This is a genomic window from Stenotrophomonas sp. FSL W7-1447 (assembly GCF_037966425.1).
Classification (GTDB): domain Bacteria; phylum Pseudomonadota; class Gammaproteobacteria; order Xanthomonadales; family Xanthomonadaceae; genus Stenotrophomonas; species Stenotrophomonas pavanii.
Window position 1 is genome coordinate 2,686,070 of the sequence record NZ_CP150199.1, and the last position, 22,624, is coordinate 2,708,693.

The window sequence follows — 22,624 nt, forward strand, 5'->3', positions numbered from 1 at the left end:
CAAATTGGCCAAATTGGGGATAAATCCCCTTTCAGCCCGATGATCCCGCTTCCGGGGCATCGGTCTGCAGCAGGCTGTCGCGCTCGCGCAGCGGGAAGCGGATCCAGGCATCGAGCCCCTGCGGGCCAAAGCGCAGTTCGCCGCTGCCGGCCAGCTCGTACGGCACGCGCTGCTCGATCAGCGCCCGGCCCAGGCCGCGCTGGCGTGGCATTTCCCAGCCCTCCACGTCGGCATGGCGCTCGCACCAGTGCAGGCCCAGCCACGGTTCGGCGTCCTGCACCTGCAGATGCCAGGACACCTCGATCCGCCCCGCCTCGCGCGCGGCCGCGCCATAGCGCAGCGCGTTGCTCGCCAGCTCATGGATGGCCAACGACAGGACCTCGGCCGCTTTCGGTGGCAGCAGCACGTCTTCACCGTGCAGCTCGCACAGGCCCGTGCCCGGCATCTGCGCCGACACTTCCTCTTCGATCATCCCGCGCAGGCAGACCCCGGCATTGCCGCCGCGGGTCAGCAGGCTCTGGGTGCGCGCCAGCGACATCAACCGCCCGCACAGCCGCTCGGCGTACTCGTCCACGCTGGCCACGGTGCTGCGCGTCCGCCAGGCAAGGGCATGGATGGTGGACATGATGTTGCGGACCCGGTGCTGCAGCTCCGCCAGCAGCACCGCCTGGCGCTCGGTGGCGCGCTTGAGGTCGTCGATATCCACCGCAATGGCGAACACCCCGGTCACCTCGCCGTCTGCATCGCGCAGCGGCGCAGCGGCAGCGCATGCACTGCGTCGAACACATCCTCGCGCTCCACCCGCAGCGCGGCCAGTTCGTTGATATCGAAAAAGCGCCGGTAGTTCACCTGATCGCCGGCCGTGCGCCACCAGGCCAGCCGGTAGTGCTGCCGCTGCAGCAGCGTGTGCAACCGTTCAACGCTGCGATTGCAGCGTTCGGCCCACGCCGGCCACTGCGCGGGCTCCAGCGGATGGCTGCGCGGCGACAACGGCAATGCCAGCCCATGGTGGCGCAGCACGGGCCGCGCGTTGTCCACCACCACGCGCACCACGCCGTCGCGCACGGCGTCGTGCAACGGCCGGTCCAGTACAGGCAGCCAGAGCCGGCCCTCGCAGCCCGGCGCCTCCCAGTCGATATCAAACCATGCTGCGTGCGGGCTTCGAGGCCCGTGCATCAGCACATCGCTCCACCACGGGCTGTGCGGGGACGCCGCCAGATGGTTGGGAACGATGTCCAGGATCAGGCCCATGCCATGCGCGCGCGTCACTTCCGCCAGCTGCCGGAAGCCCGCTTCACCGCCCAGTTCCGGATTGATGCGAGCCGGGTCGATGCCATCGTAGCCATGCGTCGACCCGGGCACCGCCGCAGCGATCGGTGACAGGTAAAGGTGGCTGACGCTCAGCGCGGCATAGTACGGCACCTGCGCGGCAGCCGCCCCGAGGTCGAAGCCTGCGTGCAGCTGCAGGCGCGCGGTGGCACGCAGCCCCGTCATTGCCCGGTCCTGCGGCGCGTGGCACTCAGCCGCGCCACGCGCGCATCGACAGCGTCAACATCCCACGTCGGCGGCAGGCGGCGGCGCCAGTTGGGATGGCCGTCGACGGTGCCTGGCAGGTTCACCTGTGCGCGACCGCCCAGCGCGTCTTCCAGCGGCAGCAACGCCAGCCGGGACGCCGAGTGGGCGACCAGTGACAGCGCCCTGGCGTCCAGCGGCGCGCCCTCGCCGCCGGCCACCGCAGAAAGTGCCTGCGCGTCGCTGGCGCGCGCGCGCAGTGCCGCTGGCAGATCCGCCAGCTCACCCAGGCGTGCACGCCAGCGCAGGTCACGCCCGCGCAGCCAGCCCGCCAGCGGCGGCAGATCATGGGTGGAGGGCATCGCCACTGCATCGCGGCGCCACTGCGGCGCCGGCAGGAAGCGCGCGCCGTTGCGGGCAAACGGCAGGACCTCGATGCCCAGAATACCCCGGGCTGCCAGCCGCTGGCGCATGCCCGGCGGAACCACGCCCAGGTCTTCGCCGATCAGCACGCAGCGATGCCGCCAGGACTCCAGCACCAGCAGGTTGATCAGATCATCGAACGGATAGCGCAGGTACACCCCCTGCCCGGCGCCCGCGCCACGGGGCAGCACCCACAGCCGCAGCAGGCCCAGGATGTGATCGATGCGCAGGCCGCCGCGGTCGGCCATCACGGCGCGCAGCACGCGGAGGTAGGGTGCGAAGCCCTCCCGCTGCAACGCCATCGGTGACCAGCTGGTGATGCCCCAGGCCTGGCCGAGCGGATTGAACGCATCGGGCGGCGCACCCAGCTCAAGTCCCTGCAGCAGATCAGCCTCGCCGGTGCGTGCCTCCACGCCCTGCGGCGCGCAGCCCACGGCCAGGTCGGCAATCAATCCGATCGAGGCGCCCTGGTCGCGCAGCGTGGCGTGCACCTGCGCCCAGCCCTGCCGTGCCACCCACTGCGCAAACGCATGGTCGTCCGCGCTGCCGGTGAACCGGTCGGCGGCATGCTGGCAATAGTCCCGCAGCGGATCGCCCTGCATGGCACGCCAGGTTTCGATCTGCGCGTGCTGCGCCGGTGCCTGCGCTGCAATCCAGTGGCGAACCTGCCGTATCCAGCGCCACTTCACTGCCGCCGAGTGCGGCCAGTCGATGCGACGTGCGGCAGTTCCCGCCTCCACCGCCGCCGCCAGCGCCTCGTCCCCGCCCAGCACGCTATGGGCAGCCTCGGGCAGCACCTGCGGCAGGGAGACCTGCAGCGGGTCGAGCCAGCGCCGGTCGCTGGGCGAATAGGGGCTGTAGCCCGGGCCCGGTGGCAAGCCGGCGTGCAGCGGGCTCAACGCCAGTGCGTCGCCGCCATGCCGGTGCAGCAGCTCGCTCCACCGTGCACAGCCGGCACTGTCACCGATGCCGGCATCGCCAAGGGCGCGCAGGCTGTACACCTGCGCCGACAGGCCCCAGCCGCGCAGCGTGCCCCGCGGCCACCAGGCGCGCTGTGGCGCCACCGCAACCGCCTGTTCCCGGTCGCCCCGGCGCCACTGCCAGTAACCCGGCTGGTCCGGCACGCGCCAGCGGCCCTGCGCATCGGCACGGGCGGGCAGCGCTGTTCCCTGTTCATCCACCCAGCATGCCGCGCCGGCTGCCTCCGGCATCGCCAGCAGCTGTCCGCAGCAGGCCGTGCGCAGGCCAGCGTACTCGGGCACCGCCTCGCACTGCAGCCCCTCCAGCACGGCGCGCAGCACGTCCGGCGCGACCTCGCGCGCGGCACCGGCCACGTCGGTCCAGCGGACCAGCAGGCCCGCACGGCGGGCCGTTTCGCGCACCGCTGCATCCGTGCTCATGCGGCGATCCAGCAGGCCAGCACGCCGCCGCCTGCCGGCAGCATCCCGGCCGCGTCCGGACCCACGACGCAGTCGCCGGCCGGCACCGCATGCGCCACCGGCACAGGGCCCACGTTGATCGCGATCCACCATTGGCCCGAGGGCAACTGCCAGCCTGCCTGCACCGCGCCTTGGCCCAGCACGCGCGCGCCCAGCGACCGCGCCTGCGGCAGGCCCGGCTGCAGATAGCGCCTGCGCAGGCCGAGGAACTCACCCGTGCAGCGCAGCCAGTGCTGCGACCAGGGATCATCGCCGGGCGGCGGCGTGTACGACGCCTGCAGGGTCGCCGCATCGTTCGGGTCCGGAATACGCGCGCGCGCGGCGGCGTCGGCAAAGGCGCTGAAACCGGAGAACTCACGGCGACGCCCTTCACGCACCGCCTCGTCCAGCGGCGGCGCGTAGTCGGTGAAGAACAGGAAGGGCGATTGCACCTGCCACGGTTCGCCCATGAACAGCAGCGGGATCATCGGCGTCAGCAGGGTCAGTGCCAGCGCCGCGCGTAGCGGCGCAGGATCGGTCAGCATCGACAGGCGCTCGCCGAAAGCGCGGTTTCCCACCTGGTCATGGTTCTGCGCGAATACCACAAAACGCGCGGGCGACAGGTCGGCGCTGGGTTCGCCGCGGGGATCGCCGCGCAGGTCCGGTTCGCCCTGCCAGGCGAATCCCTCGGCCAGGCAGCGGGCCAGCAGTGCTTCGGCGCGACCGGCATAGGCCGCGTAATAGCCCTCCTGCTCGCCGGTCAGCATCACGTGCAGCGCATTGTGGAAGTCATCGTTCCACTGTCCCTGGTAGGCGCCGCGCAGCCACCGCGCCTGGTTGCGTTCGTTCTCCAGCACCAGGTGCGCGTGCGGGGCCACCGCACGTACCTCGTCGGCCAGCTGCTGCAGGAAACGGTCATCGTCAATGGCGTGCACCGCATCCAGGCGCAGTCCGTCGACGCCATAGTCGCGCAGCCACATCAGCGCATTGTCGATGAAGAACCGCCGCACCCAGGGCTGGCGGAAGTCGATGGCCTTGCCCCACGGCGTGCTGCGATCGTCACGGAAGAACCCGCGCGCGTAATCGCGCAGGTGGTTGCCCTGCGGTCCGAAGTGGTTGTAGACCACATCCAGCAGCACCGACAGCCCTGCATCGTGCGCGGTCTCGATGAAGGTCCTCAGCGCTGCCGGCCCGCCGTAGGCATGGGCCGGCGCATACGGAAACACGCCGTCGTAGCCCCAGTTGCGCTGCCCGGGAAACTGCGCGACCGGCATCAGTTCGATGGCGGTAACGCCCAGCGCCGCCAGCAGCGGCAGCTGCGCAGCCAGCGCAGCGAAGCCGCCGCCCGCTTCGATATGCACTTCATAGATCACCAGGTCCTGCCAGGCATGCCCGTGCCAGGCAGGCCGCGCTGCCTCCGTATCCAGCACCACCGCGCTGTCGCCGTCGAGGCCGTCCGGCTGCCAGCGAGAGGCCGGGTCAGGCACCTCCTGGCCGGAAGGCAGCCGGAACCGGTACCGGTCGCCGTGCGATGCCGGCGTTCGCAGCCAGTGGCAGCCGTCCGGGTCGCGTTGCATCGGTCGCTGCGTGCCGTGCAGGCACAGCGCCATCGCGACTGCGTCCGGTGCCCATACGCGGAACTCCACCCGGTCACCGGCCACAGGCCATGCGCCCAGGCGCGGCGCGACTGTCGTCATGCATCAACCTGCAGGTACAGCGTGGACAGCGGCGGCAGCGTGAGCCGCAGCGACTGGGCGTGGCCATGCATCGGCCGCGGCTCGGTATGCACTGCTCCAAGGTTGCCGCTATTGCCGCCGCCGTAGTACGCGCTGTCGGTGTTGAGCCGTTCGCTCCAACGCCCCGGTTGCGGCACGCCGACCCGGTAGCCCTCGCGCCGCACCGGGGTGAAGTTGCTCACCACCAGCAGGGTGCGGCCGCTGCCGGCAGGATCCCGGCGGATGAACGCGTAAACGCTGTTGCGGTTGTCGTCGGCCACGCTCCAGTCGAAACCCCGCTCGTCGCGCTCGTCGCGATGCAACGCAGGTTCGGCGCGGAGCACGTTATTGAGGTCGCCCACCAGGCGCGACAGGCCCTGGCCCTCGTTGCTGGCCGCCTGTGCCCAGTCCAGCGCCGCATCGTGCGACCATTCGTGGCCCTGGCCGAACTCACCGCCCATGAACAGCAGTTTGCTGCCCGGGTGCGCCCACATGAAGCCGTAGTACGCGCGCAGCTGGGCCAGCCGCTGCGCCGGCTCGCCGGCCATCTTGGCCAGCAGCGCCCCCTTGCCGTGCACCACCTCGTCGTGGGACAGCGGCAGCACGAACCGTTCGGAGAAGGCGTAGACCAGGCCGAAGCTGATCTCGCTGTGGTGATGCGGGCGATGGACCGGGTCGCGCCCCATATACTGCAGGGTGTCGTGCATCCAGCCCATGTTCCATTTGTGGGTGAAGCCAAGCCCCCCCTCCTCCACCGGCGCGGACACCCCCGGCCATGCAGTGGATTCCTCGGCGATCACCAGCACGTCCGGAAAGCGCTCGCGCAGCGTCTGGTTCATCCGCCGCAGGAACGCGACCGCCTGCAGGTTCTCGCGTCCGCCCTGCTCATTGGGTATCCACTCCCCCTCGGCACGGCTGTAGTCCCGGTACAGCATCGACGCCACTGCGTCCACGCGCAGACCGTCGATATGGAAGCGCTCCACCCACTCCAGCGCACTGCCGATCAGGTAGGCAGCCACTTCGTTGCGGCCATAGTTGTAGATCAGCGTGTCCCAGTCGGCGTGCACCCCTTCGCGCGGGTCGGCGTGCTCGTACAGCGCGGTCCCATCGAACCCGGCCAGGCCATGGGCATCGTTGGGGAAGTGCGCGCTCACCCAGTCCACGATCACCCCGATGCCGGCCTGATGGCAGCGGTCCACGAAGCGCGCGAAGGCCTGCGGCGTGCCGTGGCGTGCCGTCGGCGCGTAGATCCCCAGCGGCTGATAGCCCCAGGAACCGCCGAAAGGATGCTCGCTGACCGGCAACAGTTCGATATGGGTGAAGCCCAGCCCGGCCACGTACGGAATCAACCGGTCGGCCAGGGCATCCCAGTCCAGCGGCGCACCGTCGTCGCTGCGCTGCCAGGAGCCCGCATGCACTTCGTAGATCGACAGCGGTGCGCGGGTTCCGGCCTGGCGGCGGGCCGCCAACCATGCCTCATCGTGCCACTGCATCGGCACAGCCGAAAGCACCCGCGATGCGGTCGCCGGTGGCAGCTCGGCCCAGCGCGCCATCGGATCGAACTTGTCGGGCATCACCCGGCCGTCGGCGCCGACGATGCGGAATTTGTAGCGGGCACCGGCCTGCACGCCCGGCAGGAACAGCTCCCACACGCCGGCGGTGTGACGCAGCCGCATCGGATGGCGTCGGCCGTCCCACCCGTTGAAATCGCCAACCACGGCGACCCGCCGGGCATTGGGCGCCCACACCGCGAAGCGCACGCCCGCAATGCCCTGCACCTGCGTCGGCACCGCACCCAGCTGCCGCGCCGCATCGGCAACACCGGCATGGAACCGCTGCAGCAGGGCTTCGTCCAACAGTGGACCGAACGCATAGGCATCGTGCACCTGCTCCACGCCCTGTTCGAAATGCAGGGCAAGCAGCGGTATCGCCGCGTCGCCGGCCGCGCCCTCGAACAGGCCGGGCAACGGGCCGGGGGACAGGTCCCAGCGCCGCCCGTCGTCTGCAATCACCTCGACGCGCTGCGCGTGCGGCACCAGCACGCGCAGCTGGCGTCCGCCTTCTGGCTGGCGATGCGGGCCCAGCCAGGCGAATGCATCGGCCGGGCGTGCATGGACGAGGTCCTCCAGCGCCGGCGCGATGCGCTGCTCCAATCCCGTCTCCGCGATGGTTTCATCCTCCAGGGCGGCCAGATGCAGGCTGTCGTGGCTCATGCGGCCACCTGGCAGGTCTGCTGGTACAACGCCAGGTAGGCGCGCCCTGCCGCATCCCAGCCACCTGGCCGCAGCATGGCCGCGCGGCGCATGGCCTGCAGCAGCCCCGGCAGGCGGAAGGTGCGCATCGCCCGCTCCACGCAGCGCCGCAGGCCATCGGCATTGGCGCCATGGAACAGGAAACCGGTCACGCCGTCCTCCACGGTATCCACCAGCCCGCCGGTCGCGTGTGCGATGGGCAGGCAGCCGAAGCGCTGCGCGTACATCTGGCTCAACCCGCAGGGTTCGAAGCGTGAAGGCATCAGCAGGAAATCGGCGCCGGCAAACATCTGGCGGGCCAGCGCTTCCTCGAACCCGATGAAAGCGCCCACCCGCCCCGGGTAGCGCCGGGCCAGCGCCTGCACCTGCGCTTCCACCTGCGGCTCGCCACCGCCGATGATGACCAGCTGGCCGCCGGCCGCCACGATCTGTGGCGCCACGTCGCAGGTGATGTCCAGGCCCTTCTGGTGCACCAGCCGCGAGACCACCGCGAACAGCGGCCCGGTCGACGGCGCCAGCCCGAACGCCTTGCGCACCGCATGGGCGTTGGTGGCGCGCCCGGTCCACTCGCCAATGCCGAAGTGGGCCTTGAGATGGATGTCGCGGCGCGGGTCCCAGCTGGCGTCGATGCCGTTGACGATGCCACTCAGGTGCCCGCCTGCTGCGCGACGCGCCAACAGGTCATGCAGCCCGCAGCCGTCATCCGGGGCGGTGATCTGCTGCGCGTAGCGCAGGCTGACCGTGTTCAGCCGCGTGGCATTGGTGATGCCGCCCTGCAGGAACGACATCTGCCCGTGGAAGTGCAGTTCATCCAGGTGTTCGGCCGGCACGCCCAGTACCGGCGCAAGCGCGTAGGGGAACAGCCCCTGGTAAGCCAGGTTGTGGATCGTCAGCAGGGTCGGCACGGCCGTCCGGTCCCAACGCACGTAGGCGGCCGCCATGGCCACCGGCCAGTCATTCAGGTGCAGCAGCTGCGGCGACCAGTCCAGCCCGGCACGCCCGGCCGCAATCTCCGCGGCCGCATGCGAAAGCGTGGCGAATCGAACCGCGTTGTCCTTCCACTCCTGCCCCTGCCCGTCCACGTAGGGCGAGCCCTCACGCTCGTACAGCTCGGGCGACAGCAGGACGTAGATCGGAAGGCCGTCGGCCTGCACCGCCATGCCGATCGTGCACGCCGGCAGGCCGGCCCGCGCGCTGACCTGCCCCACCCGCTGCAGCTGTGGCAGGCGCTGCAGTACCTCCGGCTAGCCGGGCAGCAGCACGCGCGAATCACAGGCACCGCGCACCGCACGCGGCAGGGCCGCAGCGACGTCGCCCAGGCCACCGGCCTTGACGAAGTCCGCCATCTCGGTGGCAACGAACAACACGCGCTGCACCAGTTCCGGCAGCTCCAACGGTTGCGAGTGGCCGCGGCGGGTGCCGATCGGCACGGGCGTGACGGGAGAGATCGCAACGGGTGAAGCGGACTGGGCGGCGCGGGCCATGGGGATGATCTCGGATGCTTCAGGCAGACAGACGCCAGCGGCGCCCGGACGGGCGCTGAGGCTGGGAAGGAAGTCGACGCAGGACGTGGGGGACGCCAGCGAGAGGCTCAACAGGACAATAGCCCTCCATGCGATCAACCAACCGTGAAGCCATGGCGATTTCTTTGTGACAAGGCGTCATGAGCTCAGTACACATGACGCGCGCCCGCCCGCCGCCCGCGCCTCTCCTGTAGCGCCGGGCGCACGTTCGGCTGCGGGCGGTCCTGTTGCCGCTCGAGCCGAAATGGGCTCGGCTTTGCAGGGATTCTCCCTGCGACACCCGGTCGCAGCCCATCGCGCCACGCGCTTGACCAATGTCAAACCACCGGCCGCCGCGCGGGCGTATCTCTATGCAGGACCCGAACACGCCGGCACTGCCGGCCCCTACAAGGATCCTGCAATGAGCTACTCCCCCGACAACGCCCAGCTCCTGAATGCGCTGCAGAACGTCATGGTGATCTCCACCACCGACCTGCAGGGCAACATCACCTACGCCAATGACCTGTTCTGCACCCTCACCGGCTTTGCCCGCGAGGAACTGATCGGCCAGCCGCACAGCATCGTGCGCCATCCAGACGTACCCAAGGCCGTCTACAAGGACATGTGGGACACCATCAAGGCCGGCGGCACCTGGACCGGCATCGTGCCCAACCTGGGCAAGGGCGGCGTGCTCTATGTGGTCGATACCACCGTGCAGCCGCTGTTCGACGCCGAGGGCAACATCACCGCCTACATCAGCATCCGCCGCGTGGTGAACGACCTGATGCAGAACTACGACCTGGTCGAGTTCAGCAAGGAAAAGTTCGACGACTTCTACGAGGCCGCGTGAACGCCCTGCCGACAAGCACGCCCTTCAGCCGCCTGCTGGTGGGTTACGCGTCCGAGTCGGGCAATGCCCGCGCCCTGGCCCAGCGCCTGGGCGCAGGCCTGCAGCCGCACGCGCCGCAGGTACTCCCGTTCAACGACATCGACGTGGCCAGTCTCGGCCACGGCGACGTGCTGCTGGCGATTTCCAGCTCGTTCGGCGATGGCGAGCCGCCGGCCAATGGCGAGCGGTTCTTCGAAACCCTGCGCCGGACCCCGACCTTGAGCGGCCTGCGCTATGCGGTGTTCGGCCTCGGTGACACCGGCTACCCGAGCTTCTGCGGCTTCACCAAGGCGCTGGATGCCGCGCTGAGCGAGCGCCAGGCGCAGCCGCTGTTGCGCCGCGTGGATGCCGACCTCGGCTACGAGCCGTTTTTCCAGCAATGGCAGCCGGTGCTCGGCCAGGTGCTGGATGGCGACCTCAGCGCTGGCCAGGACCTGCACCTGCAGGTCACCGCCTATGGTGAAGACAACGCCTTTGCCGCGCGCATCCTCGAGCGCCGCCGCTTGAACAGCAGCGACGCGGCCGCGTGGCACCTGCAGCTGGACATCGCCGGCAGTGGCATGGCCTATCGCGCGGGCGACACCCTGCACGTGGTGCCGGAGAACGACCCAACCCTGCTGCAGGCATTGGCCCGCTGGTACGGCGATACCACGGCCGTGGCCGCCCTGCGCGACCGCGAGCTGCGCCTGCTGAGCAAGAGCGTGCTGCGCGAGCTGGCCCGGCTCGGTGGCAGCGAAGCGCTGAAGGGCCTGCTGAAGGTCAGCCAGAAGCGCGAGCTGGACGCCTACCTGCACGGCCTGGACCTGCTGGACGTGCTGCAGGACCACGCCACCCCGGACAGCGTGCCACTGCCCCGGCTGCGTGAACTGCTGTCACCGCGGCTGCCGCGTGCCTATTCAATCGCCTCGCACCCGTGCGACGACCAGCTGAGCCTGTGCGTGCGCGAAGTGCGCTACCCCCTGCGCGGCCGCGAGCGCTTCGGCACTGCCACCGGCAGCCTGCTGCACGGCGGCGGCCTCGCCCGTGTGTACTGCCGTTCCAACCCCGGCTTCCACCTGCCCGATACCGGCGAGGCACCGCTGCTGCTGGTCGGTACCGGCACCGGCATCGCACCCTTGATGGGCCTGCTGCAGGAGCTGCAGGCCAGTGCCTGCGAGCGCGAAGTGCACCTGATGTTCGGCGAGAAGCATCGCCAGCACGACTACCTGTACCGCGACCAGCTGCAGGACTGGCACACGCGCGGCGTGCTGGCCGGCCTGCACACCGCGTTCTCGCGCGATGGCGCCGACAAGGTCTATGTGCAGCATGTACTGCAGCAGCGTGCCAGCGAGGTGCGTGATGTGCTGGCCCGCGGCGGGCATGTTTACCTGTGCGGCAACAAGCGCCACCTGGAAGGCGCGGTACGCGAGGCCATCGATGCCGTCGCCGGTGCAGGCCAATGGGACGCGCTGCGGGGCGAAGGCCGCACGCACTGCGAGTTGTATTGATCCATGCCACTGGACTGCACGGACCTTGAACCGGTAGAGCTTACCGCTGGTAAGCTGCCCAGCATGCCTTGGTTGTAGCCAGCGGTACAGCGGCCACTACCAGAATATGTAGCCAATCATCGCCTCTGCATCATGGTAGAGCGTAGCCGCTGGCCGACTGCTCCGGATGCCATGGTCGTAAACCAGCGGCTACACTACCAGAATATGTAGCCAATCATCGCCTGTGCATCATGGTAGAGTAAGCCGCTGGTAAGCGCTCCGGATGCCATGGTCGCTACCAGCGGCCGCACTACCAGAATATGTAGCCAATCATCGCCTGTGCATCACGGTAGAGTAAGCCGCTGGTAAGCTGCTCCGCATGCCACGGTTGCCGGCCAGCGGCCGGCACTACCATCAGATGTGACCCACCATCGCCGGTGCGTCCATCACGGGTCAACCGCCGACGATGCGGCCGTCCACCATGCGCGCCACCTGCTGGCCGAACATCGCCACGTCCTGCGGATCGTGGCTGATCAACAGCAGCGGAATACCGGTCTTGTCCAGCACCGTCTCCAGTTCCTGGCGCAGGTGCTGGCGCAGGTCGTGGTCCAGCGCGGAGAACGGCTCGTCCAGCAGCAGCGCCCGTGGCTGCGTCACCAAAGCCCGCGCCAAGGCCGTGCGCTGGCGCTGCCCGCCGGATATCTGTGATGGCAGCAGATCCCCCACCGTGTCGATGCGGAATGCGTGCAGCCACTGCTCCACAGCGTCGAAGCGCTGGCCCACGCGCGGATTCAACCAGCCCTTCTCCAGCCCGAACGCCACGTTCTGGCGCACGCTCAGGTGCGGGAACAGCGCATAGTCCTGGAACACATACCCCAGCCGACGGTGCTGCGGCGGCACGTCCACGCCAGTGGCCGCATCGAACACGGCCTGGCCTTGCAGGCGCACATGCCCCTGCCCTGGCCGCAGCAACCCGGCCACCGCCTTCAGGGTCAGGCTCTTGCCCGCGCCCGACGGCCCGGCCAGCACCACCTGCCGTTGCGTGCACTGCAGCGCGACGTCCAGGACGAATGCCTGGCCTGCAGCCTGCAGGCGGCGCTGCACGCGCAGGTCAAGCCACATCGCGCAGCTCCCGGCGACGCCCGCCCACCAGCCGCGCGGCCAGCAACAGGATCACGATGCACACCACCGAGGTCAGGATCACCAGCGCATTGGCCTTGCCATCCTGCCCGGCCTGCACCGCCTCGTAGATGGCGATCGACAGCGTCTGCGTCCGGCCGGGAATGCTGCCGGCCACCATCAGCGTCGCGCCGAATTCGCCCATCGCGCGTGCGAAGGCCAGCAGCAGGCCGGCAAGAATGCCGCGCCACGCCAGCGGCAGCGTGACACGGAAGAACACCGCGGCTTCGGACACGCCAAGCGTGCGCGCGGCCTGCTCCAGCTGCCCGTCCACATTCTCGAACGCGGCGCGGGCCGGCTTGAACACCAACGGAAACGAGGCCACCGCCGCCGCGATCACTGCGGCCTGCCAGGTGAACACCAGATTGATGCCGAACCACGATTGCAGCCACGCGCCGATCGGGCCGTTGCGGCCGATCAGCACCAGCAGGTAGTACCCCAGTACCGTCGGCGGCAGCACCATCGGCAAGGTCAGCACCGAATCCAGCAGTTCACGGCCAGGAAAACGCCGACGCGCCAACAGCGCACCCAGCGCCACGCCCAGCACCAGATTGATCGCGGTGGCCCAGCCGGCCACCTTCAGCGACAACCCCAGCGCGGTCCAGTCCAGATCCATGCCTCAGGGGGTGCCGAACCCGTGCCTGGCCAGGATCGCCTGGCCCTGCGGCGAACGCACGAAGGCAGCGAAGCGCCTGGCCTCTGCCGGCTGCGTACTGGCGCTGGTCACCGCCAGCGGATAGGCGATGCGCCCGGACACCGGCACCACGAACGCGCGGCGCACTCGGTCGGGCATCGCCTGCGCGTCGGTGGCATAGACGAAGCCCGCATCCACTTCACCGCGCGCCACGTAATCCAGCGACTGGCGCACGTTCTGGGTGGTGATGGCCTTGCCCCGCACTGACGGCCACAGCCCTGCCGCGTCCAGCGCGCCCTTGGCATAGCGGCCCACCGGCACGCTGTCCGGGTTGCCCAGCGCGATGCGCTGCACGCCGGCGCCGGCCAGATCCTTCAGTGTGCGCGGCGGCGCCTTGGCCTGCGGAGGCACCACCACCCACAGCGCATTCACCGCGAACACCGCGCGGGTGCCGGCCGCCAGCAGGTTCTGCTGCTGGGCCTGGTCCATCGTGGTCTCGTCGGCCGACGCAAACACATCCACCGGTGCACCGCGGCTGATCTGCTGCAGCAACACGCCAGAGGCGGCGAAGTTGAAATCGACTTTGGTCCCCGGGTGCGTCTTCTCATAGACCGCGCCGAGTTCGCGGAAGCTCTCGGTCAGGCTCGAAGCCGCCGACACCGTCAGATCGGCCGCCCAGGCCGGCACAGAGGCCAGCAACCCCAGCCACAACACTCCCGCTCGCTTCATGCTCAGTCCCCCTGCCTGATCAGTCCAGTCCGGATTCCCGCACCGCGGCCAGCGCCGCCAGCCGATCCGGGTCCAGCAACAGCATCTCACGTTGGTTCACCGCAATCACACCCTCGTCGCTCAAGCGGCGCAGCACCCGGCTCACCGTCTCCGGCGCCATCCGCAGGTAGTTGGCGATCTCGGTGCGGGCCATGCTCAGGTTGAAACGGGTGGCCGAGAATCCGCGCCGGGCGTAGCGCTGTGAAAGATCCAGCAGGAACGCCGCCATGCGCTCCTCGGTGCGATGGTTGGCCGCCAGCGTGGCGACCTTGCCGATCTCGGCGCTGAGCAGGCTGAACAGCCGCGCCTGAAGCCCCGGCATGCGCGTGGCCAGCAGGCTCAATCGCGGAAACGAGATCCGGCACAGGTAGACGGTGTCCAGCGCCACGGCATTGCACGGGAAGCGCGCTCCGTGGATGGCATTGAGCCCGATCACCTCGCCCGGCAGGCTGAAACCCAGCACCTGCTCGTTGCCCTGGCTGTCATCGACGAACGTCTTGACCATGCCCGCGCGGACCGCCGCGATCGAATCGAACGGATCGCCGGCACGGAACAGGTAGTCACCGGCCTGGAACGGACCCACGTGATCGACCAGCACATGCAGTTCACCCAACGCGGCCTTGTCGTAGCCCTGCGACATGCAGGCATCGGAAAAGGCGCAGGTACTGCAGAAGTGCAGCGCGTCTCCGTCATCGGCGGCTGCCGGGTTCGGCGTGACTGGCCGGGAAAATGCAGCAGAGGGCGGCGTATGGGGCATTGCAGCAACGCAAGAACGAAGGCCCTCATCATACGACAGCGGGCCGCCCCGCCCTGCGCAACCTGCGCCTACTCTGGCGCGGGTTCGGAACGCCGCTGCGGGCCACGCTGCCGCATGCTGTCGCGCACGTCCACGTCGAACTGCAGCTGCAGCATGCTGTCGTCATCCAACGCAATACCGAAGCCCAGGCCATCGCGGCAGGGCAGCCTCTCCGCTAGTGCTTGAACCGCTTCGCGTGGCAGCACCAACCGGCAGAATGTCCCGCCATCGAGCAGCACCGCCTGATCGCCGGCATGCAGCGACAGCGCTGCGCCCCAGCCACCGCTGCCACCAAAGCGGGTCAGGTTCTCGACCGACTCACCTGCCAGCAATCGTGCCAGTTCTTCCTCATCCACGCGCAGGCGCATCGATTGCTGTTGCAGCTGGACCTTCATGCTGTGATGGACTCCCACTCTGATGGCGTATTGCAGTTGAGCAGCAACGCCCGATCCTCGGGTGCCAATGGCAGCCGGGTCACGCCCAGGCGTTGCTGCAGGGCGCGCAGTGAACGACGCGCCGTCGGATCCTCAATCAGCTCCTGCAGCACGCGGCGGCAATGATCATCGATCTGCAACCGCATCGGCAACGGTTCACCGTCGAATACCGTGCAGGCACGCCCTTGATCGGCCTGCAGCCGTTGCAACAGCGCGGGCGTCACTCGCGGCATATCGACCGGCACCACCCAGGCGGGGCCATCGGGCATCTGCATCGCCACACTGTAGAGGCCGCCCAGCGGGCCGCAGCGTGCGACCCGGTCCGGAATTCCGCCAAACGCCGGGTAGTCACCGCTCACCCACGCCCGCCCGGCGCCCGCCTGCAGCAACAGCCCCCGCATGTGTTCCAGCACTGTGCGGCCGTGCCAGGGCAGCAGCGCCTTGTCGCGGCCCATCCGGCTGGACAGACCGCCGGCCAGCACGATGCCGTTGATGCTCATTGCAGTAAAGCCACGCCATGCGTGGCTGCGCCGGCCGGATTCATCGGGAGAGCTTCATCCACGCATGGCGTGGATCTACTGGACCCGACGCCCCCCGAAGGGCGCGGTCAATGCCCGTGGTCATGTGTGTGGTCGTGGGAGTGCGAAGCTTCGCTGTCCGCATGGCACAGGCTGCAACCTTCGCTCCACTGGCTGTCGCCGTCTTCGTAATGCTCCTGCTTCCAGATCGGGCACTGGTGCTTGACCCCCTCGATCAACTGCCGGCAGGCGCGGAACGCCTCGTCACGGTGCGGGCTGCCGGCGGCCACCACCACCGCCACATCGCCGATGCCGAGCCGGCCCTTGGCATGGGCCACATACAGCTTCAGCTTCGGCCCGAACGTGGCTTCGACCTCGGCGGCCAGGCGCTTGAATTCGTTCAGCACCAGCGGTTCAAACAGATCGTAGGTGATCCCGGTCACCCGCCGGCCCACATTGACGTCGCGCACCTTGCCGATGAACACATCGATGCCGCCGAAGCCCGGATCGGAAACCGCCGCGATGCCCTCGGCCGGATCGATTGCCGCCTGCGCGCGGTCCATCACCTTCGCGATGATCGTCTCGTTCATCGCTCAGCCCCCGCTCACCGGCGGCAGGATCGCCACCCGGCCATCGTCGGGCAGCGCCTCGTGGTCGCGCAGCACGCGTTGCTGGTCGGCGAATGCCGAATAGTCCAGCAGGCCGGCACGGAAACCCGGCCAACGCAGCGGCAGCAGCTCGCGCAGCGCCTGGCGCAGATCGGCCACGGTGCCACCGGCCACCTCCACCGCGATCTCACGGCTGGCATCCAGATCGGAAAACGCACCGAACAACTGCAGATTCACCTGTCTCATCATGGCTCCTGGCTCGCCAGCTGCACCGGGTCCTGATGACCCCAGCCCTGCACGCGCACCGGCGTGCCGGCAGCGGCCACGCCGCCCTCGCCTTCCAGCACCACCCAGGCGTTGGCCTGCAGCATGGACATCAAACGGAACGACTCCTGCCCAGCCAGCACGCGCGCACTCAGGTGGCCCTGCGCGTCCACTTCCACCCGCGCCCGCGCATGGAAGCGCAGGCCCGGCGGCGTGCGCACATCGGCCTGCAGCGGCAACGTCAGCACCCGCTCGGGTGCCAGCCCCAGCAGGCGGCGCAGCACCGGCTCGACAAAGAAGCGCTGGCCCACGGCAGCGGAGACCGGGTTGCCCGGCAGGCCAAAATACAGCGCCCCATTGGGCAGTACCGCGAACAGCAACGGCTTGCCGGGGCGGATCGCCACCTTGTGGAACACGATGCGCGCACCCCGGCCGCGCAGCGCGTCGGGAATGAAATCGTAGCGGCCGGCCGACACCGCGCCGGTGCTGATCAACAGCTGCGCACCCGCGTCCAGCGCTGCATCGAGCACCGCATTGAACGCGGCCACGTCATCGCCCACCGTGCCCTGCCAGACCACCTCGGCACCGGCGGCCTGCAGGCGACTGACCAGGTACGGCCGGTTGCTGTCACGGATCTGCCCGGATTCCAGCGTCTGCGCCGCCTCGGTCACCAGTTCCTTGCCGGTGGCAATCACCGCCGCCTTTGGCCGTGCCACCACCTCCACATCGCCCACGCCGATCGCATGCAGCAGGGTGCGCGCATTGATGTCCAGCACCTGCCCGGCCTGCAGCACGCGCTCGCCGTCGCTAACGTCTTCGCCACGCAGGCGCACGTTCTGGCCTGGCTTCACCGTGCCCTTCAGGGCAATGCGGGTCGGGCGTCCTTCTTCGCTGGCGAGGATCTCCACATTCTCGACCGGCACCACCGTATCCAGCCCGACCGGCATGCGCGCACCGGTCATGATTTCCCAGGCACCCTCGCCGCCTTCGGCGCCGGCATCGCCTGCTGCCTGCCAGCCCTGCACAGCGAACTCGGTACCGGCCTCGAACGTCGCGCCGTTGGCGCGCAGCGCGAAGCCGTCCATCGCCGAATTGTCGAACGGCGGCAGCGACTGTGCGCTGTGGATGTCACGGGCCAGCGTGCGGCCCGCGGCCTCGTGCAGCGGCAGGCGTTCGGCCGGCAGCGGCGTGGCCGCGTCCAGCAGGTGCTGCAAGGCCTCGCTGTAGGCAATCATCAGTGGCCATCCCCCTCGACCATTGCCAGGGCGTGGCCCAGCACCGGCGCCAGGATGTCCAGGCACTGCGCCGCCGCCTTCGGGCTGCCCGGCAATGCAAACACCAGCATGTTGCCCAGCTGCACCACCTCGGCGCGGCTCAGCCAGGCCATCGGCGTGTGCTGTGCACTCAGTGCCCGCACCATCTGCGCCAGGCCATGCACCGGCCGCGCGTTCAACGAACGCAGCGCCTCCGGAGTCAGGTCGCGCGGGCCCAGCCCGGTACCGCCGGTACACAGGCACAGGCGCACGCCCTCGGCGGCCAAGGCCTGCAGGCGGCCCGCCAACGGCTCGATGCCATCGGGCAGCACTTCGGCGGCCAACACCTCGCCCCCCAGCTTCTTCAGCCCGGCCACCAGGGTCGGGCCGGATACATCCTCATAGGTGCCTTCGCTGGCGCGATCACTCAGCGTGATCACCGCGCAGGCGGCGCCCTCCAGGCCCTTCGGCGCACGCGGCTTGAAACGCGCGCGCTCCGCATCGTCCATGCCATCCGGGTGCAGCCAGACGCCGCGCTTGCCGCCTTCCTTGAACAGCAGGCGGATGCCCTCGATGCGCAGGGCCGGCTCCACCGGCTTGCTCAGGTCGTACAGGGTCAGCAGCGCCGCGTTGACGCCGGCCAGTGCCTCCATCTCCACGCCGGTGCGCGCCTCGCTGGCGCACTCGCACCACACGCGGATCGCGTGCCGTTCCGGTACCGGCGCGCAGAACACCTGCACCAGTTCCAGCGGCAGCGGGTGGCACAGCGGCATCAGCATCGAGGCCATCTTCGCGCCCTGCAGGCCGGCAATCTCGGCCATCACCAGCGCATCGCCCTTGGGCAGGCGGCGCTCGACAATCAGCGGATAGGCCACTGGACCGGCATGCAGCTCGCCCACCGCCACCGCACGGCGGCGGCTGATCCGCTTGTTGCGCACATCGGCCATGTGGAACGCCGCGTTCAATTCCCCACTCATCGTGTTGCTCATCCTCCGATGGAGGCCAGGTGCGGGGTCAGCCCGGTCTGGCCCTGGTGCAGTCCATGCCCGGCCGCTTTCAGGCCAAGCTGGGTGGTGATGCGTGCCAGCAGCGCGTCGTGGTCATCGTCGCGCTGCAGCAGCGGGCGCAGCGGCACGCCGAACTCGCCGAACAGGCACAGCCGCAGGTCGCCCCTGGCGGTCACCCGCAGGCGGTTGCAGCCCTTGCAGAAGTCACGCGAATACGGGGCGATGATGCCGATGCTGCCGCGATGGTCGGGGTGGCCGAACTCGCGCGCCGGGCCAGCATCGGCCGCGCGCGGTCGCTCGTGCCAGCCCGCGGCGAGCAACTGCTCGATCACCCGATCGGCGCGCAGGTGGTGGCGCTGGAAATAGGCTTCGTTGTCGCCGGTGCGCATCAGCTCGATGAAGCGCACGCTGAAGGGGCGGTCACGCAGGTAGTCCATCCACTGCGGCAGCTCGTCGTCGTTCAGGCCACGCAGCAGCACCGCGTTGAGCTTGATCGCCGGCAGGCCCAACGCCTGCGCCAGGGCCAGGCCCTGCTGGATCTCCGGCAGGCGGTCGTGCCCGGTGATGGTGTGGAAACGCTCGCGTTGCAGGCTGTCCATGCTGACGTTCAGCGCGGTCAGGCCGGCCCGGTGCCAGCCCGGCAGGCGCCTCGGCAGCAGCGTGCCATTGGTGGTGATGGCCACCTTGCGGATGCCCGGCACCGCCGCCACGGTGGCGATGATCTCGTCCAGATCCTTGCGCAGGCTGGGCTCGCCACCGGTCAGGCGGATCTTGCTCATGCCCAGCGCGGCAAAGGCCCGCACCAGGCGCGCGATTTCATCCACCTGCAGGAAGCGCGGGTGGCCATCGGCCTGGTAACCGTCGGGCAGGCAGTAGCTGCACCGGAAGTTGCAGGCTTCGGTGAGCGACAAGCGCAGGTACGGAAAGCTGCGTCCGAAGCTGTCGGTGAGTTGGCTCATGGCTGTTCCGCCTCCTGGTACCACCCTGCAGCCCTGCCCCTGAACGGGTTGTCGACCCCAGCCCGCAGAGTGCGCTGGGGCGTTGAAAGCGTCAACCCGGGAGCCACGCAGCCTGAATTGGCACCGCCTGTCGTGATAGGCCCTCCGCGCCCGTCCCGTTCGCCGTGACAACCTCGATCCCTGTCGCAGATTGCACGCTGCGGGCGGATCACTACGCCAGCCAGCACTGGCGGGGCTTAACAGCGTAGGACAATGTCAAAAGCGTCTCCAATCGAGTGATGTTTGCAACTCTTCTGATTGGCATTGCACAGCGCCAGGGGCTCAGATGGCGTGCCGCCGGAAAAGGGTGGCCGGGCTTCGAACACCCGAGTTGATGTTGATGTATGCGCTTGTCAGCCGGCGCCACCTTAGCGTGGCGCCGGCTGGCAATCCGTCTGCCGGCTATGGCGGGCGGTGCGTGGGGGCCTTCGGGCCCGCCGGACTGACATCAACCCGGTGTTCGAACCACGTACCGTCCGCCACTTTTATGGGTGGCGGCTACCGATTGCCCTGCACGGAGCCTTGCCATGAACGAATCGGACCTCCCGCATCTGCACGCCTACCGCGGTACCGCCGGCGACGACGGTTCGCCACAGCCTGCGCCTGCTGTGGACAGGAACACCTTCATTGCGAATCTCCACCGCATCGGCTCCGGTGCGGCGGCCGACGGACAACCCTGGCCGGAGCGTCACCAGCTGCCCGGCCGCTGCCTCGCCCTGGCCGACGCCGATTGCGCGTTGACCGGGTTGCGGGTAGTGCTGGAAATGCTACTGGCGGCGGAACGCACCCGGCAGAACGGCGACCCCGGGCAGTACGTGGGCGACCGGGTGATGGAAGGGTTGGTCATGGCCTGCCAGTCGTTGTGCGCGCAGGCGGTGGGGCGGTTGCAGATTGATCCGTAATGGCAGCGGACGATCAGGCTGCCCCCTCCATCATCCGACATAGGCTCTTTCATCGCGCGACCGATTGTGGCCTGCCCGCCCGACATGCCAGCGGCGCAGCGCCCTTGTCCGGTGGAATCGCGAGTACATTCCAGCGCTCGGCCAAGGTGCGTTCGACACGGACAGAAAATGACTGGGCCTCGGCAGGCTTCCTCCCTTCAGAGAAGCCAATAGCTATCTCGAAGCGATCCAATCCGAGGTTCCCCGCCTCCATTCCGGAGCCATCTTCCCGCTTGACTCCGACGTAGACGACAGGACGCTTCACGTCGACCTTTGACTTGGCGAGCTGCCGATCCAATTCCGCGCTGCCATCGAAGAACTGCATTCCTTCGTCCTTGGCGATAGCGCGGAGGGTCTGTTTGAACAGATCCAGGCCCTCTTGGTCGTGCACGCAGAACTGGATCATCTTGAAGGGCCGTTTTCCGATGGCGCAAGCGCCATCGGATAATCCAAATCCCACTCCAATCAGAAGTACCACTGTCAGGAGCTTTGCCATCATCGTGGCCCAATGATGCAAAGCCGGCCGTCCTGCCGGCATGATTGTCATTTTTGATGACAACAATTCGCCCCACGGCGGGTGGGATGTCAAGGTCGACGGAGATTTGGCAATCACGCGGGACTACTACCCCTGGCTCAATGAATCATTCCTGGGAGAATATGCAAGATTCATCAGTCTATTCACGGGCAGTTATATCTTTATTGCCTACAAATCAACCAATGCCCGCAACGCATACTTCGAACCCATTCTTCATTCGACGCTTTTAACTCAATCAATTCAATCAATGGTAAAGCACCCAGAGAGTCGAACCACTTTTCACTACCCGGATGGAAGCAGCTCGCTCGAACATGACGTCGAACCTAGCTTCCAGAACCTGCAAGCAATCCGGATGGAAACCGAAGTGCAGCGCCAGGCCCTGTCCGATTCCGAAGGGTGAATCCCGGCGCTACGCCCTTCAGCGTGGACTGATTCCAGGAGGCGTCATTGCTCGCTGAAAGCGCTCCTCAGATCGACGCCGATGATCGGCGAGAAGTCCACCTTGCACAGCTCCAGCTCGAAGAGCTGATCGTGATTGTCCAGGCACAGGGTGACTCTCACCGGCACGCCGTCGGCATCGGCAAGCATCGCCGTGGCAATGTCGCTTCCGAAGACCTGGGTCGTGCTGGACAGGAACACCACGCCCCCGAATCCGACGACCTCCACGTCCTCCACCTGGGCGAGCGCCAGATCCTTCAACAACCGTTCGGACAGCTCGGTCGTCTCCGGCAGCAGCCTGTGGATGAGGGAGACCTCGTCGGGGGTGAGGAATCTGGGCACGGAATGTCCTTCAGAGCACCGCGTCCGCCATCGGCAGATGCTCGATCCGCCATGACTTGGCGTAGATGAGAATGACGCTTCCGGTCGAGCTGGTCTCGATACGGAAACTCTTCAGACCGGACAGCGGATAGCCGACCGCCTTCCAACGATCAAGAAGATCAGCGAGTCCCGGCTCGTCATCGTTGACCTTGGCGAACTCTATTCCCTCCTCCCCCAGTACACCGAAGTTCATGAGCGCCGAGCACCCGTAGGCTTCCGAGAAGCAAACGATTTCCTGCCGGCCGTCCGGCCAGCGCACCTGGACCTTTACCTCATCGCATACGCCTGGATTGCTTCTATCGATGTTGATAGCCAGCAACGTGGCGTCACACCATTCGAGCGCGTTGAAATCCTCATTCATCTACGCGAACCTCTCAGACGTATACAGCTGAACGACCGAAACGTGACACCGCCGCCATTTGCTATGGCGGGTATACGTGCTCCTGCGGGCCTTGTGGAACGGCCAGGATCTCGGTACGACGGTCGGCATCAGAGAATCGCTCGTTCCGGCAGACTGTCGGCCTAAGTAGTCATCAAATCCCGACACGGAAACAGCCAGCACTCGGCAGAGCAGCATGGTGGGATAGAGAGTCCTCTGACTGGCGACGAAGGCGTACCTCACGTGGATTCTTTGGCAAAGAACGCCGCCGCCCAGCTTTTTAGGATTTCACTCTCCATCCGTAGCAAGGAAAG

Annotated in this window: 22 protein-coding genes and 2 pseudogenes; 4 read left to right on the forward strand and 20 right to left on the reverse strand. The window is 68.0% G+C overall.

The window, feature by feature from the left end; genetic code table 11:
- Nucleotides 1–31: 31 nt before the first annotated feature.
- From NSQ78_RS12685 to glgA, 6 genes and pseudogenes are all read right to left on the reverse strand, one after another.
- Nucleotides 32–763, reverse strand: a pseudogene (locus NSQ78_RS12685) (sensor histidine kinase); the annotation flags it as partial.
- Entirely contained in the window at nucleotides 727–1,494 is a 768-nt protein-coding gene (locus NSQ78_RS12690) for an alpha-amylase family glycosyl hydrolase (protein ID WP_064238675.1), read from the reverse strand. The gene NSQ78_RS12690 and the pseudogene NSQ78_RS12685, both read right to left, overlap by 37 nt.
- Nucleotides 1,491–3,335 (reverse strand): 4-alpha-glucanotransferase, encoded by a 1,845-nt coding sequence (locus NSQ78_RS12695; RefSeq protein ID WP_064238676.1) that lies wholly within the window; start codon nucleotides 3,333–3,335, stop codon nucleotides 1,491–1,493. Before NSQ78_RS12695 ends, NSQ78_RS12690 begins: the two co-directional genes overlap by 4 nt.
- On the reverse strand, nucleotides 3,332–5,050 hold the full coding sequence (treZ, locus tag NSQ78_RS12700; RefSeq protein WP_064238677.1) for a malto-oligosyltrehalose trehalohydrolase: 1,719 nt from the start codon (nucleotides 5,048–5,050) through the stop codon (nucleotides 3,332–3,334). Before treZ ends, NSQ78_RS12695 begins: the two co-directional genes overlap by 4 nt.
- Complete coding sequence (locus tag NSQ78_RS12705) at nucleotides 5,047–7,281, reverse strand: 1,4-alpha-glucan branching enzyme (protein WP_064238678.1); 2,235 nt, start codon at nucleotides 7,279–7,281, stop codon at nucleotides 5,047–5,049. The genes treZ and NSQ78_RS12705 overlap by 4 nt, the downstream gene beginning before the upstream one ends.
- A pseudogene (gene glgA / locus NSQ78_RS12710) lies at nucleotides 7,278–8,804 on the reverse strand (glycogen synthase GlgA). The gene NSQ78_RS12705 and the pseudogene glgA overlap by 4 nt, the downstream one beginning before the upstream one ends.
- Before the next feature lie 439 nt (nucleotides 8,805–9,243).
- Between glgA and NSQ78_RS12715 the strand changes: the two are divergent.
- Both NSQ78_RS12715 and NSQ78_RS12720 read left to right on the forward strand, forming a co-directional pair.
- The gene (locus tag NSQ78_RS12715; RefSeq protein ID WP_049469642.1) at nucleotides 9,244–9,672 is read left to right on the forward strand and encodes a PAS domain-containing protein; all 429 of its coding nucleotides are present in this window, start codon (nucleotides 9,244–9,246) and stop codon (nucleotides 9,670–9,672) included.
- On the forward strand, nucleotides 9,669–11,198 hold the full coding sequence (locus NSQ78_RS12720) for a sulfite reductase flavoprotein subunit alpha (protein ID WP_064238679.1): 1,530 nt from the start codon (nucleotides 9,669–9,671) through the stop codon (nucleotides 11,196–11,198). Before NSQ78_RS12715 ends, NSQ78_RS12720 begins: the two co-directional genes overlap by 4 nt.
- 432 nt (nucleotides 11,199–11,630) lie before the next feature.
- On the opposite strand, the gene NSQ78_RS12725 is transcribed toward NSQ78_RS12720, so the two are convergent.
- From NSQ78_RS12725 to moaA, 11 genes are all read right to left on the reverse strand, one after another.
- Nucleotides 11,631–12,299, reverse strand: coding sequence for an ATP-binding cassette domain-containing protein (locus tag NSQ78_RS12725; RefSeq protein ID WP_064238680.1), 669 nt, complete (start codon nucleotides 12,297–12,299; stop codon nucleotides 11,631–11,633).
- A complete protein-coding gene (gene modB, locus NSQ78_RS12730; protein ID WP_057493289.1) occupies nucleotides 12,289–12,972 on the reverse strand; it encodes a molybdate ABC transporter permease subunit in 684 nt (227 codons plus the stop codon). The genes NSQ78_RS12725 and modB overlap by 11 nt, the downstream gene beginning before the upstream one ends.
- Before the next feature lie 3 nt (nucleotides 12,973–12,975).
- Nucleotides 12,976–13,719, reverse strand: coding sequence for a molybdate ABC transporter substrate-binding protein (gene modA, locus NSQ78_RS12735; RefSeq protein WP_053463027.1), 744 nt, complete (start codon nucleotides 13,717–13,719; stop codon nucleotides 12,976–12,978).
- 19 nt (nucleotides 13,720–13,738) lie between these two features.
- Nucleotides 13,739–14,515, reverse strand: a complete 777-nt coding sequence (locus NSQ78_RS12740) for a helix-turn-helix domain-containing protein (RefSeq protein WP_064238681.1) — start codon at nucleotides 14,513–14,515, stop codon at nucleotides 13,739–13,741.
- 68 nt (nucleotides 14,516–14,583) lie between these two features.
- Nucleotides 14,584–14,949, reverse strand: a complete 366-nt coding sequence (locus tag NSQ78_RS12745) for a hypothetical protein (protein WP_064238682.1) — start codon at nucleotides 14,947–14,949, stop codon at nucleotides 14,584–14,586.
- Entirely contained in the window at nucleotides 14,946–15,488 is a 543-nt protein-coding gene (locus NSQ78_RS12750; protein WP_064238683.1) for a molybdenum cofactor guanylyltransferase, read from the reverse strand. Before NSQ78_RS12750 ends, NSQ78_RS12745 begins: the two co-directional genes overlap by 4 nt.
- A 107-nt stretch (nucleotides 15,489–15,595) precedes the next feature.
- Nucleotides 15,596–16,096, reverse strand: coding sequence for a molybdenum cofactor biosynthesis protein MoaE (locus NSQ78_RS12755; RefSeq protein ID WP_064238684.1), 501 nt, complete (start codon nucleotides 16,094–16,096; stop codon nucleotides 15,596–15,598).
- A gap of 3 nt (nucleotides 16,097–16,099) precedes the next feature.
- The gene (locus NSQ78_RS12760; protein ID WP_005413671.1) at nucleotides 16,100–16,360 is read right to left on the reverse strand and encodes a MoaD/ThiS family protein; all 261 of its coding nucleotides are present in this window, start codon (nucleotides 16,358–16,360) and stop codon (nucleotides 16,100–16,102) included.
- Nucleotides 16,360–17,613 (reverse strand): gephyrin-like molybdotransferase Glp, encoded by a 1,254-nt coding sequence (gene glp, locus NSQ78_RS12765; protein WP_339206323.1) that lies wholly within the window; start codon nucleotides 17,611–17,613, stop codon nucleotides 16,360–16,362. Before glp ends, NSQ78_RS12760 begins: the two co-directional genes overlap by 1 nt.
- On the reverse strand, nucleotides 17,613–18,608 hold the full coding sequence (gene moaCB, locus NSQ78_RS12770) for a bifunctional molybdenum cofactor biosynthesis protein MoaC/MoaB (RefSeq protein ID WP_064238686.1): 996 nt from the start codon (nucleotides 18,606–18,608) through the stop codon (nucleotides 17,613–17,615). The genes glp and moaCB overlap by 1 nt, the downstream gene beginning before the upstream one ends.
- A gap of 8 nt (nucleotides 18,609–18,616) precedes the next feature.
- Complete coding sequence (gene moaA, locus NSQ78_RS12775) at nucleotides 18,617–19,597, reverse strand: GTP 3',8-cyclase MoaA (RefSeq protein ID WP_064238687.1); 981 nt, start codon at nucleotides 19,595–19,597, stop codon at nucleotides 18,617–18,619.
- A gap of 566 nt (nucleotides 19,598–20,163) precedes the next feature.
- Between moaA and NSQ78_RS12780 the strand changes: the two genes are divergently transcribed.
- Complete coding sequence (locus tag NSQ78_RS12780) at nucleotides 20,164–20,538, forward strand: hypothetical protein (RefSeq protein ID WP_064238688.1); 375 nt, start codon at nucleotides 20,164–20,166, stop codon at nucleotides 20,536–20,538.
- 49 nt (nucleotides 20,539–20,587) lie between these two features.
- Here the strand turns inward: NSQ78_RS12780 and NSQ78_RS12785 are convergent, their stop codons facing one another.
- Nucleotides 20,588–21,073 carry a hypothetical protein gene (locus tag NSQ78_RS12785; protein WP_223224778.1) on the reverse strand — a complete coding sequence of 162 codons (486 nt, stop codon included), beginning with the start codon at nucleotides 21,071–21,073 and terminating at the stop codon, nucleotides 20,588–20,590.
- 40 nt (nucleotides 21,074–21,113) lie between these two features.
- Here NSQ78_RS12785 and NSQ78_RS12790 point away from each other — a divergent pair, with 40 nt between their 5' ends.
- Nucleotides 21,114–21,512, forward strand: a complete 399-nt coding sequence (locus tag NSQ78_RS12790; RefSeq protein ID WP_064238689.1) for a hypothetical protein — start codon at nucleotides 21,114–21,116, stop codon at nucleotides 21,510–21,512.
- 44 nt (nucleotides 21,513–21,556) lie between these two features.
- Here the strand turns inward: NSQ78_RS12790 and NSQ78_RS12795 are convergent, their stop codons facing one another.
- Nucleotides 21,557–21,892 carry a hypothetical protein gene (locus NSQ78_RS12795; RefSeq protein ID WP_049469606.1) on the reverse strand — a complete coding sequence of 112 codons (336 nt, stop codon included), beginning with the start codon at nucleotides 21,890–21,892 and terminating at the stop codon, nucleotides 21,557–21,559.
- A gap of 10 nt (nucleotides 21,893–21,902) precedes the next feature.
- A complete protein-coding gene (locus NSQ78_RS12800) occupies nucleotides 21,903–22,292 on the reverse strand; it encodes a hypothetical protein (RefSeq protein ID WP_064238690.1) in 390 nt (129 codons plus the stop codon).
- Between the last annotated feature and the right edge of the window lie 332 nt (nucleotides 22,293–22,624).

Bases quoted from the DNA above. Each gene is read 5' to 3' on its own strand.
- NSQ78_RS12690 (WP_064238675.1), bottom strand. From the start codon at position 1,494: ATGACGGGGCTGCGTGCCACCGCGCGCCTGCAGCTGCACGCAGGCTTC.
- NSQ78_RS12695 (WP_064238676.1), bottom strand. From the start codon at position 3,335: ATGAGCACGGATGCAGCGGTGCGCGAAACGGCCCGCCGTGCGGGCCTG.
- treZ (WP_064238677.1), bottom strand. From the start codon at position 5,050: ATGACGACAGTCGCGCCGCGCCTGGGCGCATGGCCTGTGGCCGGTGAC.
- NSQ78_RS12705 (WP_064238678.1), bottom strand. From the start codon at position 7,281: ATGAGCCACGACAGCCTGCATCTGGCCGCCCTGGAGGATGAAACCATC.
- NSQ78_RS12715 (WP_049469642.1), top strand. From the start codon at position 9,244: ATGAGCTACTCCCCCGACAACGCCCAGCTCCTGAATGCGCTGCAGAAC.
- NSQ78_RS12725 (WP_064238680.1), bottom strand. From the start codon at position 12,299: ATGTGGCTTGACCTGCGCGTGCAGCGCCGCCTGCAGGCTGCAGGCCAG.
- modB (WP_057493289.1), bottom strand. From the start codon at position 12,972: ATGGATCTGGACTGGACCGCGCTGGGGTTGTCGCTGAAGGTGGCCGGC.
- modA (WP_053463027.1), bottom strand. From the start codon at position 13,719: ATGAAGCGAGCGGGAGTGTTGTGGCTGGGGTTGCTGGCCTCTGTGCCG.
- NSQ78_RS12740 (WP_064238681.1), bottom strand. From the start codon at position 14,515: ATGCCCCATACGCCGCCCTCTGCTGCATTTTCCCGGCCAGTCACGCCG.
- NSQ78_RS12745 (WP_064238682.1), bottom strand. From the start codon at position 14,949: ATGAAGGTCCAGCTGCAACAGCAATCGATGCGCCTGCGCGTGGATGAG.
- NSQ78_RS12750 (WP_064238683.1), bottom strand. From the start codon at position 15,488: ATGAGCATCAACGGCATCGTGCTGGCCGGCGGTCTGTCCAGCCGGATG.
- NSQ78_RS12755 (WP_064238684.1), bottom strand. From the start codon at position 16,096: ATGAACGAGACGATCATCGCGAAGGTGATGGACCGCGCGCAGGCGGCA.
- NSQ78_RS12760 (WP_005413671.1), bottom strand. From the start codon at position 16,360: ATGAGACAGGTGAATCTGCAGTTGTTCGGTGCGTTTTCCGATCTGGAT.
- glp (WP_339206323.1), bottom strand. From the start codon at position 17,613: ATGATTGCCTACAGCGAGGCCTTGCAGCACCTGCTGGACGCGGCCACG.
- moaCB (WP_064238686.1), bottom strand. From the start codon at position 18,608: ATGAGTGGGGAATTGAACGCGGCGTTCCACATGGCCGATGTGCGCAAC.
- moaA (WP_064238687.1), bottom strand. From the start codon at position 19,597: ATGAGCCAACTCACCGACAGCTTCGGACGCAGCTTTCCGTACCTGCGC.
- NSQ78_RS12780 (WP_064238688.1), top strand. From the start codon at position 20,164: ATGAACGAATCGGACCTCCCGCATCTGCACGCCTACCGCGGTACCGCC.
- NSQ78_RS12785 (WP_223224778.1), bottom strand. From the start codon at position 21,073: ATGGCAAAGCTCCTGACAGTGGTACTTCTGATTGGAGTGGGATTTGGA.
- NSQ78_RS12790 (WP_064238689.1), top strand. From the start codon at position 21,114: ATGATTGTCATTTTTGATGACAACAATTCGCCCCACGGCGGGTGGGAT.
- NSQ78_RS12800 (WP_064238690.1), bottom strand. From the start codon at position 22,292: ATGAATGAGGATTTCAACGCGCTCGAATGGTGTGACGCCACGTTGCTG.